Annotated in this window: 16 protein-coding genes; 1 reads left to right on the top strand and 15 read right to left on the bottom strand. The window is 66.1% G+C overall.

The features are described 5' to 3' along the window. Positions 1 to 10 precede the first annotated feature (10 nt). From BCEP18194_RS14410 to BCEP18194_RS14375, 8 genes are all read right to left on the bottom strand, one after another. Positions 11 to 775, bottom strand: coding sequence for a class I SAM-dependent methyltransferase (locus BCEP18194_RS14410; RefSeq protein WP_011352012.1), 765 nt, complete (start codon positions 773 to 775; stop codon positions 11 to 13). A gap of 140 nt (positions 776 to 915) precedes the next feature. Next, entirely contained in the window at positions 916 to 1,794 is an 879-nt protein-coding gene (locus tag BCEP18194_RS14405) for a PhzF family phenazine biosynthesis protein (RefSeq protein ID WP_011352011.1), read from the bottom strand. Positions 1,795 to 2,020: 226 nt separating this feature from the next. Next, positions 2,021 to 2,494, bottom strand: coding sequence for a cupin domain-containing protein (locus tag BCEP18194_RS14400; protein WP_011352010.1), 474 nt, complete (start codon positions 2,492 to 2,494; stop codon positions 2,021 to 2,023). 269 nt (positions 2,495 to 2,763) lie between these two features. After that, positions 2,764 to 3,657: a LysR family transcriptional regulator gene (locus tag BCEP18194_RS14395; protein WP_011352009.1), complete on the bottom strand. Its 894-nt coding sequence runs from the start codon at positions 3,655 to 3,657 to the stop codon at positions 2,764 to 2,766. A 96-nt stretch (positions 3,658 to 3,753) separates the two neighbouring features. Next, positions 3,754 to 4,581 (bottom strand): alpha/beta hydrolase, encoded by an 828-nt coding sequence (locus BCEP18194_RS14390; RefSeq protein WP_041492832.1) that lies wholly within the window; start codon positions 4,579 to 4,581, stop codon positions 3,754 to 3,756. 248 nt (positions 4,582 to 4,829) lie between these two features. Then, the gene (locus tag BCEP18194_RS14385) at positions 4,830 to 5,213 is read right to left on the bottom strand and encodes a VOC family protein (protein ID WP_011352007.1); all 384 of its coding nucleotides are present in this window, start codon (positions 5,211 to 5,213) and stop codon (positions 4,830 to 4,832) included. A gap of 22 nt (positions 5,214 to 5,235) precedes the next feature. Next, on the bottom strand, positions 5,236 to 6,201 hold the full coding sequence (locus BCEP18194_RS14380; RefSeq protein WP_011352006.1) for a hydroxymethylglutaryl-CoA lyase: 966 nt from the start codon (positions 6,199 to 6,201) through the stop codon (positions 5,236 to 5,238). Positions 6,202 to 6,224: 23 nt separating this feature from the next. After that, a complete protein-coding gene (locus BCEP18194_RS14375; RefSeq protein ID WP_011352005.1) occupies positions 6,225 to 7,415 on the bottom strand; it encodes a CaiB/BaiF CoA transferase family protein in 1,191 nt (396 codons plus the stop codon). Between the two features lie 251 nt (positions 7,416 to 7,666). Between BCEP18194_RS14375 and BCEP18194_RS14370 the strand changes: the two genes are divergently transcribed. After that, positions 7,667 to 8,632 (top strand): D-2-hydroxyacid dehydrogenase, encoded by a 966-nt coding sequence (locus tag BCEP18194_RS14370; RefSeq protein WP_011352004.1) that lies wholly within the window; start codon positions 7,667 to 7,669, stop codon positions 8,630 to 8,632. A 287-nt stretch (positions 8,633 to 8,919) separates the two neighbouring features. Here the strand turns inward: BCEP18194_RS14370 and BCEP18194_RS14365 are convergent, their stop codons facing one another. The 7 genes from BCEP18194_RS14365 to BCEP18194_RS14335 form a co-directional block, all read right to left on the bottom strand. Continuing rightward, positions 8,920 to 9,132, bottom strand: coding sequence for a hypothetical protein (locus BCEP18194_RS14365; RefSeq protein WP_006497261.1), 213 nt, complete (start codon positions 9,130 to 9,132; stop codon positions 8,920 to 8,922). A 286-nt stretch (positions 9,133 to 9,418) separates the two neighbouring features. After that, entirely contained in the window at positions 9,419 to 9,856 is a 438-nt protein-coding gene (locus tag BCEP18194_RS14360) for a hypothetical protein (protein ID WP_011352003.1), read from the bottom strand. A gap of 134 nt (positions 9,857 to 9,990) precedes the next feature. Then, on the bottom strand, positions 9,991 to 10,923 hold the full coding sequence (locus tag BCEP18194_RS14355) for an ABC transporter permease (RefSeq protein ID WP_011352002.1): 933 nt from the start codon (positions 10,921 to 10,923) through the stop codon (positions 9,991 to 9,993). Continuing rightward, the gene (locus tag BCEP18194_RS14350) at positions 10,923 to 11,792 is read right to left on the bottom strand and encodes an ABC transporter permease (RefSeq protein ID WP_011352001.1); all 870 of its coding nucleotides are present in this window, start codon (positions 11,790 to 11,792) and stop codon (positions 10,923 to 10,925) included. Before BCEP18194_RS14350 ends, BCEP18194_RS14355 begins: the two co-directional genes overlap by 1 nt. 37 nt (positions 11,793 to 11,829) lie before the next feature. Beyond that, positions 11,830 to 12,909, bottom strand: coding sequence for an ABC transporter ATP-binding protein (locus tag BCEP18194_RS14345; RefSeq protein ID WP_011352000.1), 1,080 nt, complete (start codon positions 12,907 to 12,909; stop codon positions 11,830 to 11,832). A gap of 49 nt (positions 12,910 to 12,958) precedes the next feature. Continuing rightward, positions 12,959 to 14,125: an ABC transporter substrate-binding protein gene (locus BCEP18194_RS14340; protein WP_011351999.1), complete on the bottom strand. Its 1,167-nt coding sequence runs from the start codon at positions 14,123 to 14,125 to the stop codon at positions 12,959 to 12,961. Positions 14,126 to 14,441: 316 nt separating this feature from the next. Beyond that, positions 14,442 to 15,017, bottom strand: coding sequence for an RBBP9/YdeN family alpha/beta hydrolase (locus BCEP18194_RS14335; RefSeq protein WP_011351998.1), 576 nt, complete (start codon positions 15,015 to 15,017; stop codon positions 14,442 to 14,444). Between the last annotated feature and the right edge of the window lie 9 nt (positions 15,018 to 15,026).

Genomic DNA, 15,026 nt, shown 5'->3' with positions numbered 1-15,026 from the left:
TGCCACGCGACTAGGCCGCGGTCGCAACCACGACGGGCTGGTAGTAACCGGTAGTGTCAGGCGAGAGCACGCGGACATGCTCGAATCGAGCGTTTCGCATGTGAGCCGCCAGCTCATCAGGCGTGATGCCGCGATAGCGCCCGATGAAATGCTTCGATTGCCAGTGACCGTCGCTTGTCGCCTGCGTGATGTAGAGATGAACGGTGTAACGCCGATCATCGTGCCAATCCCATACCTGATGAACGATGCGTCGGACACCGTTGTCCATGAACATTGCCGGTGGCGTGATGCTGGGCCGTTCGGCCATCAACTTGGCGTAGTCGCGCAAACTGACGAGCAGCCGCCCGCCGGGCTTCAGGCTCTTGTGCATCGCGGCTAGTGCCTGAGCCACGTCGTCGTCGCTATCGAGATGCGGCATGGCGTTGTCGAATGCAATGACCGCGCCGTACCGACGCGCGTCGCATGTCGCAAGCAGCCGCATGTCGTCAACACGGAACGGAATGCGGAGCCCTCGCGCAGCCGCCTCCCGCGATGCCCGCTCAATTGCAAGCTTCGACAGGTCTGTCCCCTCGATGTCGTAGCCCGCACGGGCGAGACCCAACGCCTGGGTTCCAATCCCGCACGCGCAATCAAGCACCTCGCCCGTCTCGCCGGGCGGCAATAGAAGTCGAGTGAGGACGGCACCTTGACGATCGATCGCCTTTTCCCAATCATCGAAAATCAGATGATAGGAATCGGTCATGTCGTCATAAAAAAGATCGGGAGGTGAAGTCATGGCGGGTTAGCGCGAAGGGACTCTGTCGGGATGGGTGTCGACATCAACAGGCCGCAGATGTCGCTGACGCGATTGGTAACGTGATCAACCGCCTCCTTGAAGCCCTTCTGACATTCGAGAGGCGGACGCTCGACGCAAGATCAGACCTCGACAGTGATCGACCGCATGACGACCCCGGTGCCGCCGGCCATCAATCGCGAGATCTTGCCGCTGTCGACATCGAGGATGACCTTGATGACGCTCGGCGAAGGTGGCTGCATCAGGTGCCCTTGTTCAATGGCCATTTCCGTATCGCCTGCCCCCATCCGCTCGTATAGCAGGCACGCCAGCGGCCCGGCTGCGGTTCCGGTCGCCGACTCTTCGGCAATGCCGAAACGCGGCGCGAACATGCGGGCGCCTGCATGGCGCCCGGGTATTTTGGTCGTCGTCGAGAATACGTAATAGCCGATCAGATCAAGCTCGTCGCTGATCGATTCAATCGCGTGCTGGTTCGGACGAATTGCAGCCACGGACTGCTCGTCGGGCAATGCGATCATCAGAAAGCTGTTGCCGGTGTTGACGACGGTCGGGGTTTCGACGCTGTGGATTTGGGCAGTCGATACGCCCAGCGATTGCGCGATTCTTGCGGATAGCGGCGAGTCTGCGTCGATTGAACGGTACCTTGGGGAGCGCTGCTCCATTAGAACGGTATCGCCATCGATCACGATGTCTCTGCATCCGTCGATCGTCTCTTTCGACGACTTGCCGTCACCTGCCCTGCCGAGTTCTCTCAAGAGCGAAAATGTGGCGATAGTGGCGTGGCCGCAATGAGCGATCTGACGCGTCGGCGTGAAAAATTCCAGCTTGACCGTCGCAATATCCGATGTCGACACGAATGCGGTTTCCGACAATGCGGTCTGCTGGGCAACGCGCAGCTTCTGACCGGCGGTCAGCTCGTCGGCATCAATCACCACGCCTGCGGGATTGCCCCCGGTGTTTCCGTCCGTCAAAGCATTGACGATCTGAACTTCAACTCGCACTACTCCTCCCAATAGACGAAACTCAAACAAAGGGCGACGAACACATACGTTCGTGTCGATGACCGACGATCTTACGGTCGGCGCCGACTGGCTGCAACCGGCCGACGCGGCGCAATCGGCGCGATCTGCCTGCCTAGTTGTTGCTCGTGGTGGCCGTTCCTTGCAGTTGAATATCGTCCCCACACCACGTCGCCCGCATTCGTTTGCCGTTGACCAGGCATTGGAATCAATACGGTTCGCCGTTCTTGTGTTCGAAAACCCATTGGCCAATTGAATTCATCACTGCGACGAGGTCGTCGGCTGCATAGCTTACTGCGTCGCCCGCTACTCGACTGCCGACCTCGATGATCGTGGCATCACTCGTTGAATTGTTTTGTATATGGTGCGGCGTGCCGTTCGCGCGAAAGCCGGCGCACATGCCCGGCCGCATCAGATAGTGCTCGTCGCCGACGTAGAGTGTGACTTCACCGCTGAGGACATACACCCACTCGTCCTGTTTCGAGTGTTGATGATGTAGAGCGGACACCGCTCCTGGGCTCAAGGTCGTCAAGTTCACGCCAAATTGATTCAGGCCGAACGGATCGCCAAGCGGCTTCTTCTCCCGCCCCGCCATGCGTGACGCAAACGGCTCCGGGTAGTTTGAAGGTTTTGCGCGCGGCGCGGCATCGGCGGCAACCATGCAGGCTTCGAGTGGGTCCATTCGCAATCCCCGTTCAGTCGACATTGACAGGCGGAATCTTGTGAATTCACGAGCGGGACGTCAATCTTGATTGGAATAATCAACCTGTCTTGTGATTGACCGTGTGCTGAAATCGCTTTGAGAATCCTTGAATTCTCAAAGCGATTGTTGACGATTTTCGCGTCGGACCGAGTGCCTCATTTCGACCGACTACTGCCCAGCGTGCCCGATTGCCGCCATGCGCTTTGAAAGCGCCGATAAGCGAGCGTCCACGGAATGCAAGCCCCGCCTCACCGCGCCGACATGAAATCGAACAGCTTCGCGATATCGGTCGTCAGCACGGTACCCGCCTTCACCCCCACCCACAGCGTGCGGGTTGCCCACGCATCCTCGAGCTTCACGACCCCGAGCCGCGCCGCGCGCTCGCCGGTCACCGCGTCGCGCGGCAGGATCCCGATGCCGAGCCCCGCCTCGATCATCCGGCTTACGCCGTCGAAATTCGATACCTGGATCCGCAGCTTCAGCGAGCGCTCGACCGCGAACGCGGCGTCGGTCATGCGCGCGAGCAGCGAACTGCCGTCGCTGAGCCCGACGTAGTCCTCGTCGAGCGTATCCGCGAAGCGGATGCTGTCGCGCGCGGCGAACCGGTGCGCGCGCGGCACGAGCAGCACGAGTTCGTCGCGCCGATACAGCCGTCGTTCGATGCCGGGGGCCGGCACGTTGTCGGCGAACACGCCGAGATCGGCCTTGCCGGACGCCAGCGCGTCGACGATCTCGTGGCTCAACCGTTCCTCGAGGCTCACCTTGATGCCCGGATTGTCGGTGAGGAACGCGGCGAGATCGGCGGGCAGGAACTGGACGATCGCGGACGTGTTGGTCCACACGTGGATATGGCCGCGCACACCGGCGACGTAGTCGCTCATCTCGTGCGCCATCCGGTTGACCTGTTCGATCACCTTCGCCGCATGGTCGAGCAGCGCGCGGCCCGCGGGCGTCAGCTCGACACCGCGCGCATGCCGGACGAACAATGCACTGCCCGTCACGCTTTCGAGCTCGGCGATGCGCTTGCTGACCGCGGACAGCGTGAGCTGGCCGTGTTCGGCCGCCTTCGTCAGGCTGCCGTGCTCGGCGACGAGCGCGAACACGCGCAGCGACTGCAGATCGAAATGAAGCGGGTTCACCATGTCGTGGGTCCTGGGAAAACCTTGCCGGCGCATGCCGTCAGCGCGGCGGCCTGACGCCGATCATACGCCCGGCCGATTCCGCGCGATACGGCGCGTCTAGCGCGGCGCGATCGACTGCAATGCGGTGAGCATCGCGCCGTCCGGTTTCGCGAGATCGTCGAGTACGTCGAAATGCTGCATGCCGGGCAGCCCGACGTGGACGATTCGTTCGCCGGCCGCATCGCACGCCGTCGCGTAGTCATGCGCTTGCCGGACGAGTTCGGGCAACTCGGCATCACCGACCGCAACGACCGTCGGCGCGCCGGGCCCGACATGGCGCAACGGGCTGTACGCTTCGACCTCGCGTGCGGTGAGCTGCAGCTTGTCGTTCAGGCAACACAGCGAGATCGGTTCGAGATCGACGAGCGGGCTGATCGAGAGCGCCGAGACGACGGCCGGATGCGCGCGGTGCACGGCCGTCAGGTGGCCGCCGGCCGAATGGCCGCTCAGGTGGATCGGCCGCTTCGCAGTGCCGAGGCCGTCGGGATCGTTCGCCAGGTAGTCGAGCAGCGCGCCGATCTCGCCGACGATGTCGGTCATCGTCGCGACCGGCGCAAGCGTGTATTCGGCGAGTATCACGTCGAAACCGCGCGCGAGCGGCCCGCTTGCCGCGTACGCGAAATCCTCTTTCGCGCAGTGCTGCCAGTAGCCGCCGTGAATGAACACGAACAGCGGTGCATCGGGTTGACCGCACGACAGCCAGTCGAAACGTTGCGCGGGTTGCGCACCGTAACGCAGGTCGCGCCGGCCGGACGCATCTTCATAGAGCGTCGCACTGCGCGCCTGCATCGACGCCAGCAATGCCGGGAAATCGGGCACCACCTTCGTGTTCAGATAGGCGGCGTCGAGCGCCGCGCGGTCCATGCCGCGATAGAGGATCGTCATCGGGAATTGCCTGGGTCGGGTTGCGGAAGCGCGGACGCAACAAGCGTCGCGTCCGGTGCGAAGGCGGCTTCTCAGTCGCCGATGCATGCATTATCCGCAGCGCGGGTCGGGCCGGCTATCCGGAATCGGCGAGCGCGGAAACCGGCTGTCCGTTTTCGGCGGGAGATCGGCGCGGCATGCGGCCGCACCGTGACCAGGTCCACACACGCGAGTGCGAACGCGCGATACGGCCGACGGTGCGCGGGTGCTCAGATCAACTCGGAGATCTCGATCAGGTTCAGGTCGGGATCGCGCACGTAGACCGACCGGATCTTCTGCGTCGCGCCGGTGCGTTCGACGGGCCCTTCGACGATCGGCCATGCAACGCGCTTCAGGTGCGCAATCACGTCGTCGAGCGGCACCGACGCGATGAAGCACAGGTCGAGCGCGCCGGGCGCCGGCACATGCGCTTTCGGTTCGAACTCCGCGCCGCGCACGTGCAGGTTGATCTTCTGGTTGCCGAAGCGGAACGCGATCCGGCCGGCGCCGAAGGTTTCGAGCTGCATCTGCAGCACCTCGGTGTAGAAATGCCTGGTCTTGTCGGGATCGACGCAGGTCAGCACGAGATGGTCGAGGTGGTCAATCAGCGCCATGAGATTGGCTCCTGTTCGTGGTTCATGAGAACGCGCGCTGCGCGGGCATGTCGCCGGCGTCCGCGCGCGGCGGCGGATGAAGGTCCGAGCGGCGCCCGGCCTTCAGGATCTGGCTCGGCACGTCATGCCCGATCAGCGCGGGCAGCCGGGCCGACGCGGCCAGCACGGCTGCGAGATCGACGCCCGTATCGTAGCCGTCGAGTTCGAGCATGTGCACGAGTTCTTCGGTGCACGCGTTGCCGGTCGCGCCCGGCGCGTACGGGCAGCCGCCGAGCCCGCCGAGCGATGCGTCGAAGCGGTCGATCCCGGCGTCGAGTGCCGCGAGCGTGTTCGCGAGCGCCATGCCGCGCGTGTTGTGGAAGTGCAGCGTGAGCTGCAGCGCGGCGAAGCGCTCGCGTGCCCGCGCCGACAGGTCGCGCACCTGCGACGGAAATGCCATGCCGGTCGTATCGCACAGCGTGAAGCCATGCACGCCGAGATCCGCGAAGCGGTGCATCCAGGCGAGCACACCCTCGGCCGGCACGTCGCCTTCCATCGGGCAGCCCATCGCGGTCGACAGCGACACGTTGATCGCGACACCCGTGCCGCGTACCGCGTCGATCACGTCGCGCAGCTGCGCGAACGATTGCTCGCGCGTCATCCGCAGGTTCGCGCGGTTGTGGCTCTCGCTCATCGACATCACGAGGTTCACTTCGTCGACGCCGCACGACAGCGCGCGCTCGGCACCGCGCACGTTCGGCACGAGCACCGTATAGACGACACCCGGTGCGCGCGCGATGCCGTGCATCACGGCCTCCGCGTCGCGCAACGCGGGGATCGCCTTCGGCGACGTGAACGACGTGACTTCGATCTTCGCGTAGCCGCACGCGCTCAGCGCGTCGACGAGCGCGATCTTGTCGTCGGTGTCGACGAACGCCGCTTCGTTCTGGAAGCCGTCGCGCGTCGCGACTTCGTGGATGTAGAGCCGTTTGCGTTGTTGCCCGCTCATGTTGTCTTCTCCTGTTCCGCTTGTCAGATCACGCCGCGCGTGCGCCAGTCGCCGCGCGTCGCCGCATCGATGCCGAGCGATTCGAGTACCGCGTCGGTATCCGCGCCGAGCGCGGGTGCCGCGTGTTCGATGCGGCCGGGCGTCGCGCCGAGCTTCGGCACGATGCCGGGCACGAGTACCGGCGTGCCGTCTGGCAACGCGGCATCGACGAGCATGTCGCGTGCGCGGTAATGCGGATCGGCCGCGATGTCGGCCACGTCGTAGATGCGTCCTGACGGGATGCGCGCTTCGTTCAGCGCGGCCAGCACGGCGTCGAGATCGTGCTGCGCGCTCCACGCGCCGATCGCCGCGTCGATGCGTTCGACCTGCGCGACGCGCCCGTCGTTGTGCGCGAGCGCGGGATCGTTGCCGAGATCGGGCCGGCCGATCAGCTCCATCAGGCGGCGGAAGATGCTGTCGCCGTTGCCGGCGATCAGCGCGTACTTGCCGTCGCGGCAGCGGTATGCGTTGGTCGGTGCGATGCCGGGCAGGCTGCTGCCGGCCGCCTCGCGCACGGCGCCGAACGCCGAGTATTCGGGCAGCAGGCTTTCCATCATGTTGAACACCGACTCGTACAGCGCGACGTCGACGACCTGCCCCTTGCCGCCCTGCTGTTCGCGATGCCGCAGCGCGAGCAGCACGCCGATCACGCCGTGCAGTGCCGACAGCGAATCGCCGAGCGAGATGCCGACGCGCACCGGCGTGCGGCCGGGCTCGCCGGTCAGATGCCGCAGGCCGCCCATCGCCTCGGCGATCACGCCGAAGCCGGGGCGGTCGCGGTACGGGCCCGTCTGGCCGAAGCCCGACACGCGCAGCATCACGAGCCCCGGATTGATCGCGGACAGCGCGTCCCAGCCGAGCCCCCAGCCTTCGAGCGTGCCGGGGCGGAAGTTCTCGATCAGCACGTCGGTTTCCGCGACGAGGCGGCGCACGACGTCCTGCCCTTCGGGCGTGCGCAGGTCGAGCGTGAGCGAGGTCTTGTTGCGCGACTGCGCGGCCCACCAGACCGACGTGCCGTCGTGCAGCAACCGCCATTTGCGCAGCGGGTCGCCGAGCCCGGGCGGCTCGACCTTGAGCACGTCGGCGCCGAATTCGGCGAGCATCCGGCCCGCGAACGGCCCGGCGATCAGTTGGCCGAGTTCCAGTACGCGGATGCCGTCCAGGGGGCGTGTCATGGCTGTCTCCGATGAAATCGTGTTGTCGATGACGGCGATCATGAGCGCGTTCGCGCCCGGCGAAAATCGATCGATGCTCAACCAGCCTTTCCGAAACGGAAAGGCGCGCGCCGCGCCTGTTCACTCATGCGTTGCGTCAGCCTTTCCATCCGGGAAAGCGCGCTCGCGCAACGGTCAAACGACGGCCCGCGCGCCGCCGGCAGAATCGAACCCGTTCCGCGCCCGCCGGGCGCCTGTCAGCGAGACCCGCCATGTTTTCTGTTTCCTCTCCCGCGAAGATCGTGTTTCTCGACCGCGCGACGCTGTCGCCGCACACCGTGCTGAAGCCGTTTCCGTTCCCGCACGTGTTGCACACGTTCGACCGGACGGCCGCGCACGAGATGGCCGCGCGAATCGGCGACGCGGACATCGTCGTGACCAACAAGGTGCGGCTCGACGCGGCGGCGCTCGCCGATGCGCGACGCGTGCGGATGATCGCGATCGCCGCGACGGGCACCGACATCGTCGATCTCGATGCGTGCGCGGCGCGCGGCATCGTCGTGAGCAATATTCGCGGGTATGCGGCCCGCACGGTGCCCGAGCACACGTTCGCGCTGATCTTCGCGCTGCGCCGCAGCCTCGTCGCGTACCGCGACGCGGTGCGTGCGGGGCGCTGGCTCGCCAGCGGGCAGTTCTGCTTCTTCGATTATTCGATTCGCGACCTGGCCGGCGCGACGCTCGGGATCGTCGGCGACGGCGTGCTCGGGCGCGCGGTGGCCGCCATCGCGCGTGCGCTCGGCATGCAGGTGCGGTTCGCGGCGCACCGCGATGCGTCGGGGGACGACTACGTGCCGCTCGATACGCTGCTGCGCGACAGCGACGTGATTACGCTGCACTGCCCGCTGACGCCCGCGACGCGGCACCTGATCGACGCGGCCGCGTTTGCGCGGATGGCGCGCCGGCCGTTGCTGATCAACACCGCGCGCGGCGGGCTCGTGGACGAAAGGGCGCTCGTCGACGCATTGCAGTCCGGGCAGATCGCGGGCGCGGGGTTCGATGTGGTCACGCAGGAGCCGCTGCCGGCCGCGCATCCGTTCCACGCGATCCTGTCGCATCCGGCATTCATCCTGACGCCGCACGTTGCGTGGGCGAGCGACGAAGCGATGCAGGCGCTGGCCGATCAGCTCGTGGACAATGTCGCCGCGTTCGTGGGCGGCACGCCGCGGCACGTGGTGTGACGTGTGCGGCGCCTGGCGTTGCGGCGTTGATTTGAATCGCGCAAACAGAACGGCCCCGCTCGATGGCTCGAAGCGGGGCCGGCTGAATTCGGGGGCTGCTTACGCCAGCGACTCGGCACGTAACGGGTTCGTGCATCCGCCCTGTCGTGCGGCCGGTTTCTGAATTCCTGATGGGTTCTACTTTAGGGAATCCGGACCGCCGACGCTGTAGGGCCAGTCTGAAACTGAATCGGACGAATGATGAAAACGTCCGTCTCGACAGCGGTGCACCGCTATCGACGCGAATGTCAGTAAGCCGACATCTCGACGCAAGGATCGACCTTGGACGGCGAGCAGATGACCGAGTACTTGGCGCTCTCGCGCATCAGCGCTTCGCCTTCGTGCAGCGCGATCTTGATCTCGGGGTGACGCTCGTACGCGAGGAATGCCGAGCACACGACTGCGGACATCACGACGAGGGAAAACACAAATTTTTCAAGGGTTTGGAAACGTTCAGGCATGGTTCGACCTATCTCTTAGGCCGTGATTATATCTCGAAATAAGGGTTTTCCCTATAACCCGGCCCGCATACCGAGGATGCGTTCGGTCTTTCGGGGGCAGGTGCTCGCGCCCCTTTTCCGTGAATCGGTGCCCGAACGCCTGTCGTACGCGCCGAATGGCGCCCGCCGGCAGTGGTCGTGCCGGCACGGGCGATCGTATCGATGGCTTGGAGAAACGGGACGAGTGCGGCCCGCAAGGACGAAGCCGTTTGCCCGCCGAATCAGGGAGCGCCGTGCCGCCGGCGTATCACTGCGGCGCCGACGCGCCGCTTGCCGCATTGCCGGGCCACGCCTTGCCGATCTCGTCGACCAGCGATTTCGCGGTGCCGGTCACGATCGCCGCGTCGACGCCGGACGTCTGCCACGAGCCGTCGGCGGCCTCCACGAAGGTCAGGTTCGCGCGCGACGGCTTGTAGTCGGCATTGCGCCACGTGACCACGACGTCGCACGAGTACGTGCGATCGCCGAGCTTCTTGCAGTCGCCGTCGGGCTTCGCCGACACGACATCGGCCGAGACAGGCAGCGGCTGCCCGAACAGTGCGTTCAGGCCGCCGTGGTTTTCCGCCTCGAGCGCGCGGCGCACGGCGGCGTCGACGTCGCTCGAGCCGGGTCCGTCGTGGAGCAGGTTGCAGGCGGCCAGCAGCGTCGATGCAGCGGCGAGTGTCAGCAGCGGGTGGAACTTCATGGATATCCGTTATCGGGTGAACGCCGCGTAGTCTGCAACGTCCGCGTGTCGTGCGCGGTATCCATTTGTAACCAATTGCACGGATGCGCAAGCGGCATCGCGTGCCCATGCGTCGCCCTCGCCCTCGCCCTCGCCTATTGCCGCTCCTGCTTCACGCGGCTGACGAGTTGCGTCGGGCTCACGAACTGCAGCGCGATCACGACCCACACGAGCGTGATGGCCATGTAGATCATCGCCATCGCGTCGATCGACTGCGGCGCGCGCACGCCGGTCGAGAACACCGCGTAATACAGCGCGACGACGAGCGTCTGCGTGCTCGGCCCCGCGGTGAAGAAGGTCAGCTCGAACATCCCGATCGTGCGCACCAGCACGAGCAACCCCGCCGCGAGCATGCCGGGCACCAGCAGCGGCAGCAGCACGTAGCGGAAATAGCGCCACGTGTTCGCGCCGAAGATGCGCGCGGCGGACTCGAGATTCGGGTCGATCTGCTCGATGAACGGCGTCATCACGAGGATCACGAACGGCAGCGCCGGCACGAGGTTCGCGAGGATCACGCCGGGCAGCGTGCCCGCGAGCCCGACCTTGTACATCACGGTGGCCATCGGGATCCCGTACGTGACGGGCGGCACCATCAGCGGCAGCAGGAACACCAGCAGCGCGAAGCGCTTGCCGCGAAACTGCACGCGCGCGAGCGCATACGCGGCCGGCACGCCGAGCGCGATCGACAGCAGCACGACCGCGCCGACGACCTCGACGGTCACCCACAGTACGCTCGCGAGCTGGAAGTCCTCCCACGCCTTCGCGTACCAGTGCAGCGTGAAGCCCTGCGGCAGCGGCGTGCCGAACCAGCGGGTCGCGATCGAATTCACCGCGACGGTCGCGATCAGCAGCATCACGTTCAGCAGGAAGAACGCCATCAGCGCCCACACGAGCGCCTTCCAGGCGCGGCCGGCGAGATTGCTTGTCATCTTCTGCGGTTTCCTCGCGTCGACGGGCCGCTCACCGGACGCATCGGGCGCGTCATGCTTCGGCGGCCAGGTGCGGGCGGCATGATTGTCGGTCGCCATCAGCCCTTGCCTCCCGTCACCGCGCCCGTATAGAAGAAGCGGCGCGCGCCGAGCATCGACGCGACCACCAGCAACTGCACGAAGCCCATCACGATCGCGATCGCCGATGCGAGCGAATAGTCGTAGCTTTCGAATGCGGCTTCCGCCGCCGCGATCGAGATCACGCGCGTCGGCCCGGCCGGCGCGCCGAGCAGCACGGCCGACGGGAACACCGAGAACGCCTGCACGAACGACAGGCACGCGGCCATCGTGAGCCCCGGCACGAGCAGCGGCAGGTAGATCTGCCGGAACTGCTGCCACGGGTTCGCGCCGAGCGTCGCGGCCGCGCGCGCGAGCGTCGGGTCGATGCCGCTGATGTACGACAGCATCAGCAGGAACGCGAACGGAAAGCCCGACACGATCAGCGACAGCAGCACGCCCCAGTAGTTGTGCGTGAGGCGCACTTCGTCGGTGTACAGGTGCAGCCCCTGCAGCGCCTGCGGGAACCAGCCGTTCGGCCCGAAGTACGTGAGCATCCCGTCGGCGACGAGTACCGTGCCGAGCGTGACGGGAATCACGAGCAGCGTCGTGACGAACTTCTGGTACGGTGAGTTGCGGCGGAGCGCGAACGCGACGGGCACCGCGATGCCGACGTTGATCAGCGTCGCCGGCACCGCGAGCTTCAGCGTGACGAGCACGGTCGGCCACATCGCGGTGTCGGTGAAGAACTGCACGTAGTTCGCGAGCGCGCCGCCGCCGTTCATCGGCTGGAACGACAGCACGAGGCCGTACGCGAACGGATAGATGAACAGCGCGACGATGAACCCGAGCGCGGGCGTGACGAGCCAGGCTTTCGCGTCGCGCGGCGTGCCGGCCGGGAGCGTGCTCATGCGGCCTCCCGGTGTACCCGCGTCGCGGCCACGCCGCTCATGTCGGCGCTCCCGGGTAGACGAGCGTGCGCGACGGCGCAACGCGCAGCCGCAGCGGCTCGCCTTCCGTGAATTCGCCGGCGACGCGCGCCCAGATCGGGCCGAACGGCGTGACCGCACGGATCAGCGAATCGCGGCCGCCGTACTCGACCGTTTCGACGGTCGCGTCGAACGTGTTGTCGCCGCCTTCGTCCGCGCGCTCGATATCGTCGGGGCGTAGCGCGACTACGACCTCCTTCGCGTCGAAGCCTGCCATCGGCACGCCGGTGAGGCGAACGCCACCGGCCGCGACGCTCACGTAATCGCCTGCCATCCCTTCGAGCGTGAACGGCTGCACGTTGCGATAGCCCATGAAGCGCGCGACATGCAGGTTGTGCGGGCGCGTGTAGACGTCCTTCGGCGTCGCGACCTGCTGCACGACGCCCTCCTTCATCACGACGATACGGTCGGCCATCGACAGCGCCTCGTCCTGGTCGTGCGTCACGTAGATCGTCGCGCGTTCGAGCTGCGTGTGGATGCGGCGGATCTCGGCGCGCATCTCGATACGCAGCTTCGTGTCGAGGTTCGACAGCGGTTCGTCCATCAGCACGAGCGGCGGCTCGATGACGATCGCGCGCGCAATCGCGACGCGCTGCTGCTGCCCGCCCGACAGTTGCCCGGGCAGCTTGCCCTCGTGACCGACGAGCTGCACGAGTTCGAGCGCCTGCTGCGCGCGCCGCCGCGTTTCCTGCTTCGGCACGCCGCGCATCTTGAGGCCGAAGCCGACGTTGTCGAGCACCGACATGTGCGGAAACAGCGCGTAGTTCTGGAACACCATCCCGAAGCCGCGGCGCTCGGGCGGCAGCACGTCGATGCGCGTGTCGTCGAGCCAGATGCCGCCGCGCGTGAGCGGCTGCAGCCCCGCGATGCAGTTGAGCGCGGTCGACTTGCCGCAGCCCGACGGGCCGAGCAGCGCGATGAATTCGCCGCGCCGGATCTCGAGATCGAGCCCGTTCAGCGCGGCGACCTGCGCGCCTTCAGCATTGGTGAAGCTGCGGCACACGCCATCGAGTCGCAGCCGTTCGAAACTGTGCTTCATTGCGCGAACTCCATCGACGCGGGCGCCGCGGCGCCCGCCGGTCCATGCGTTACTTCGACTTCTGCGAACCGATCTCGCGATCCCACTTCTGGAACGCGGCGACCATCGCCTGCGCGCTGAGCGGCTGCACGTGCGGACGATCCGCAAGCAGCTTCGCGTACTCGGGGCGGCCGAACTTGCGGACCACCTCCTGGCTGTGCGCGGGCGCCATCTCCAGCGTCACGCCCTTCACCGCCGGGCCCGGATAGAAGTAGCCGTCGTCGTAGGTCATCGCCTGCTGCGCCGGTTCGAGCAGGAAGTTCATCAGCTTGAACAGCACGTCGAGCTTTTCCTTCGGCACGCCCTTCGGGATCACCATGTAGTGCGCGTCGTTCACCCACGTCATGTTGTCGAACGCCTGGATCCTGAATTCGGCCGGCACGATGCCGAGTGCGCGCGGGTTGAGATCCCAGCCGGTGACGGTCACGGTCATGTCGCGCGTGCCTTCGCCAAGCTCCTTCATCACGGCCGACGTGCCGCCCGGGTAGTACGGCACGCAGTCGTTCAGCGCCTTGAGGAACGCCCAGGTCTTGTCCCAGCCGTTGATCGGATCCTGCGGATTCTTGTCGCCGAGCACGTACGGCAGCCCCATCAGGAACGTGCGGCCGGGGCCCGAGTTCGCCGGGCGCGCATAGATCAGCTTGTTCGGGTGCGCCTTGCACCACGCGAGCAGCTGATCGGGCGTCTTCGGCGGGTTGCTGACCTTCGCCGGGTTGTATTCGAGCAGCGGGCCGGCCGGCATGTAGGTGACTTCGAGGCCGTAGCCCTGCGCGAGATCCTGCATCTTGCGCGGGCCGGGCGCGTATTTGTCGAGCACGCCGGGGAACGCGGTCGCGTCGTCGGGCAGCAGCTTCTGCCACAGGTTCTGCTCGATGCCGGCGGCCAACGCGTCGGTGCCCGTCAGCACGAGGTCGATGTCGGAGCGCCCCGCCGCCTGCATCGCCTTGATCTTGCCCGGCAACTGCGGCGCAGGCGCGTTCGTGAACGTGACGTTCGACACGAGGTTCGGGTTCTTGTCCCTGAAGGCTTCGATGGCCTTCTGCGTGAGCTGCAGGTTGCCCGCGACATCGACGATGTTCAGCGAGACGGGCGCGGCAACGGCGGCCGCGGCAGACAGCGTGAAGCCCAGCGCGAGTGCGATCCGGCGGACACGGCGAGCGATCGGGGTGGCGTTCATGTCTCCTCACTTCGGTCGGTGGATGGGACCTTTCTTTTCAGGAAATCATGACGGCGTTATACGATGTCGGTCAACAAAAAACCGCGGCGAACGGGGCGGGACTTTCCCTGACAAACAGCTTCCGTTTGTTGACGATTTGTGTGTCGATCGCTGTTGTGGCGCCGTGCGACGCCAATTGTGTTGCGTGTTAAGACGTCGTATCTCGGCGAACGGCGAAATGGAATCGGTTCGGGGCCGCATCGCGGCCCGGCGGTGGCGGGAAACGCGCCGGGTACCCGGTCGGGTGCGGCGCGAGGAAGACGGGATATTCAGTCAGTCAGGCGGCGCCGAGTGCGGCCACTTCGCGGATCAACCGCTCCGCATCCCGCCACTCGCCATACCCCGACGCGGGGTTCAGATGCCCGACCGCCCCCAGATCGACGAGCTTGCCGCCCCACCCGGCCGCCAGCGCCTCGACACGTTCGAAACGCGCGAGCGGATCGTTGCGGCTCGCGGCGACGATGCTCGGAAACGGCAGCCGCTCGGTCGGTATCGGCGTCCAGCCGTTCGCGTCGATCGCATCGGGTGCCGGATAGCCGGCGGGCATCGGCGACTCGAGGTCGGCCGGCGCCGCGAGCAGCGCGCCATGAATCTTGCGCGTGGCCTGCCTTGCCCAGTGCACCGTAATCATCACCCCCGCGCTGTGCGCGACGAGGATCACGGGGCCGTCGATCTCGGCCAGCGCCGCATCGAGCGCCGCGACGCGTGCGGCACGGCTCAGCTTGTCGGCTTCGAGCGGCGCGACCGAGCGCGCGTTCGGCAGGCGCCGTTCGAGGTGCGTTTGCCAGTGGTCTTCGACGTGATCGCGCAAGCCGGGCACGATCAGGATGGTGGGGGCGGTCGTCAGGGTCATGCAGTCTCC

The organism is Burkholderia lata (genome assembly GCF_000012945.1).
Classification (GTDB): domain Bacteria; phylum Pseudomonadota; class Gammaproteobacteria; order Burkholderiales; family Burkholderiaceae; genus Burkholderia; species Burkholderia lata.
This window is presented reverse-complemented; position numbering and strand designations above follow the sequence as displayed.

Bases quoted from the DNA above. Each gene is read 5' to 3' on its own strand.
- BCEP18194_RS14355 (WP_011352002.1), bottom strand. From the start codon at position 10,923: ATGGCGACCGACAATCATGCCGCCCGCACCTGGCCGCCGAAGCATGAC.
- BCEP18194_RS14365 (WP_006497261.1), bottom strand. From the start codon at position 9,132: ATGCCTGAACGTTTCCAAACCCTTGAAAAATTTGTGTTTTCCCTCGTC.
- BCEP18194_RS14335 (WP_011351998.1), bottom strand. From the start codon at position 15,017: ATGACCCTGACGACCGCCCCCACCATCCTGATCGTGCCCGGCTTGCGC.
- BCEP18194_RS14350 (WP_011352001.1), bottom strand. From the start codon at position 11,792: ATGAGCACGCTCCCGGCCGGCACGCCGCGCGACGCGAAAGCCTGGCTC.
- BCEP18194_RS14385 (WP_011352007.1), bottom strand. From the start codon at position 5,213: ATGGCGCTGATTGACCACCTCGACCATCTCGTGCTGACCTGCGTCGAT.
- BCEP18194_RS14370 (WP_011352004.1), top strand. From the start codon at position 7,667: ATGTTTTCTGTTTCCTCTCCCGCGAAGATCGTGTTTCTCGACCGCGCG.
- BCEP18194_RS14400 (WP_011352010.1), bottom strand. From the start codon at position 2,494: ATGGACCCACTCGAAGCCTGCATGGTTGCCGCCGATGCCGCGCCGCGC.
- BCEP18194_RS14390 (WP_041492832.1), bottom strand. From the start codon at position 4,581: ATGACGATCCTCTATCGCGGCATGGACCGCGCGGCGCTCGACGCCGCC.
- BCEP18194_RS14375 (WP_011352005.1), bottom strand. From the start codon at position 7,415: ATGACACGCCCCCTGGACGGCATCCGCGTACTGGAACTCGGCCAACTG.
- BCEP18194_RS14340 (WP_011351999.1), bottom strand. From the start codon at position 14,125: ATGAACGCCACCCCGATCGCTCGCCGTGTCCGCCGGATCGCACTCGCG.
- BCEP18194_RS14410 (WP_011352012.1), bottom strand. From the start codon at position 775: ATGACTTCACCTCCCGATCTTTTTTATGACGACATGACCGATTCCTAT.
- BCEP18194_RS14395 (WP_011352009.1), bottom strand. From the start codon at position 3,657: ATGGTGAACCCGCTTCATTTCGATCTGCAGTCGCTGCGCGTGTTCGCG.
- BCEP18194_RS14360 (WP_011352003.1), bottom strand. From the start codon at position 9,856: ATGAAGTTCCACCCGCTGCTGACACTCGCCGCTGCATCGACGCTGCTG.
- BCEP18194_RS14380 (WP_011352006.1), bottom strand. From the start codon at position 6,201: ATGAGCGGGCAACAACGCAAACGGCTCTACATCCACGAAGTCGCGACG.
- BCEP18194_RS14345 (WP_011352000.1), bottom strand. From the start codon at position 12,909: ATGAAGCACAGTTTCGAACGGCTGCGACTCGATGGCGTGTGCCGCAGC.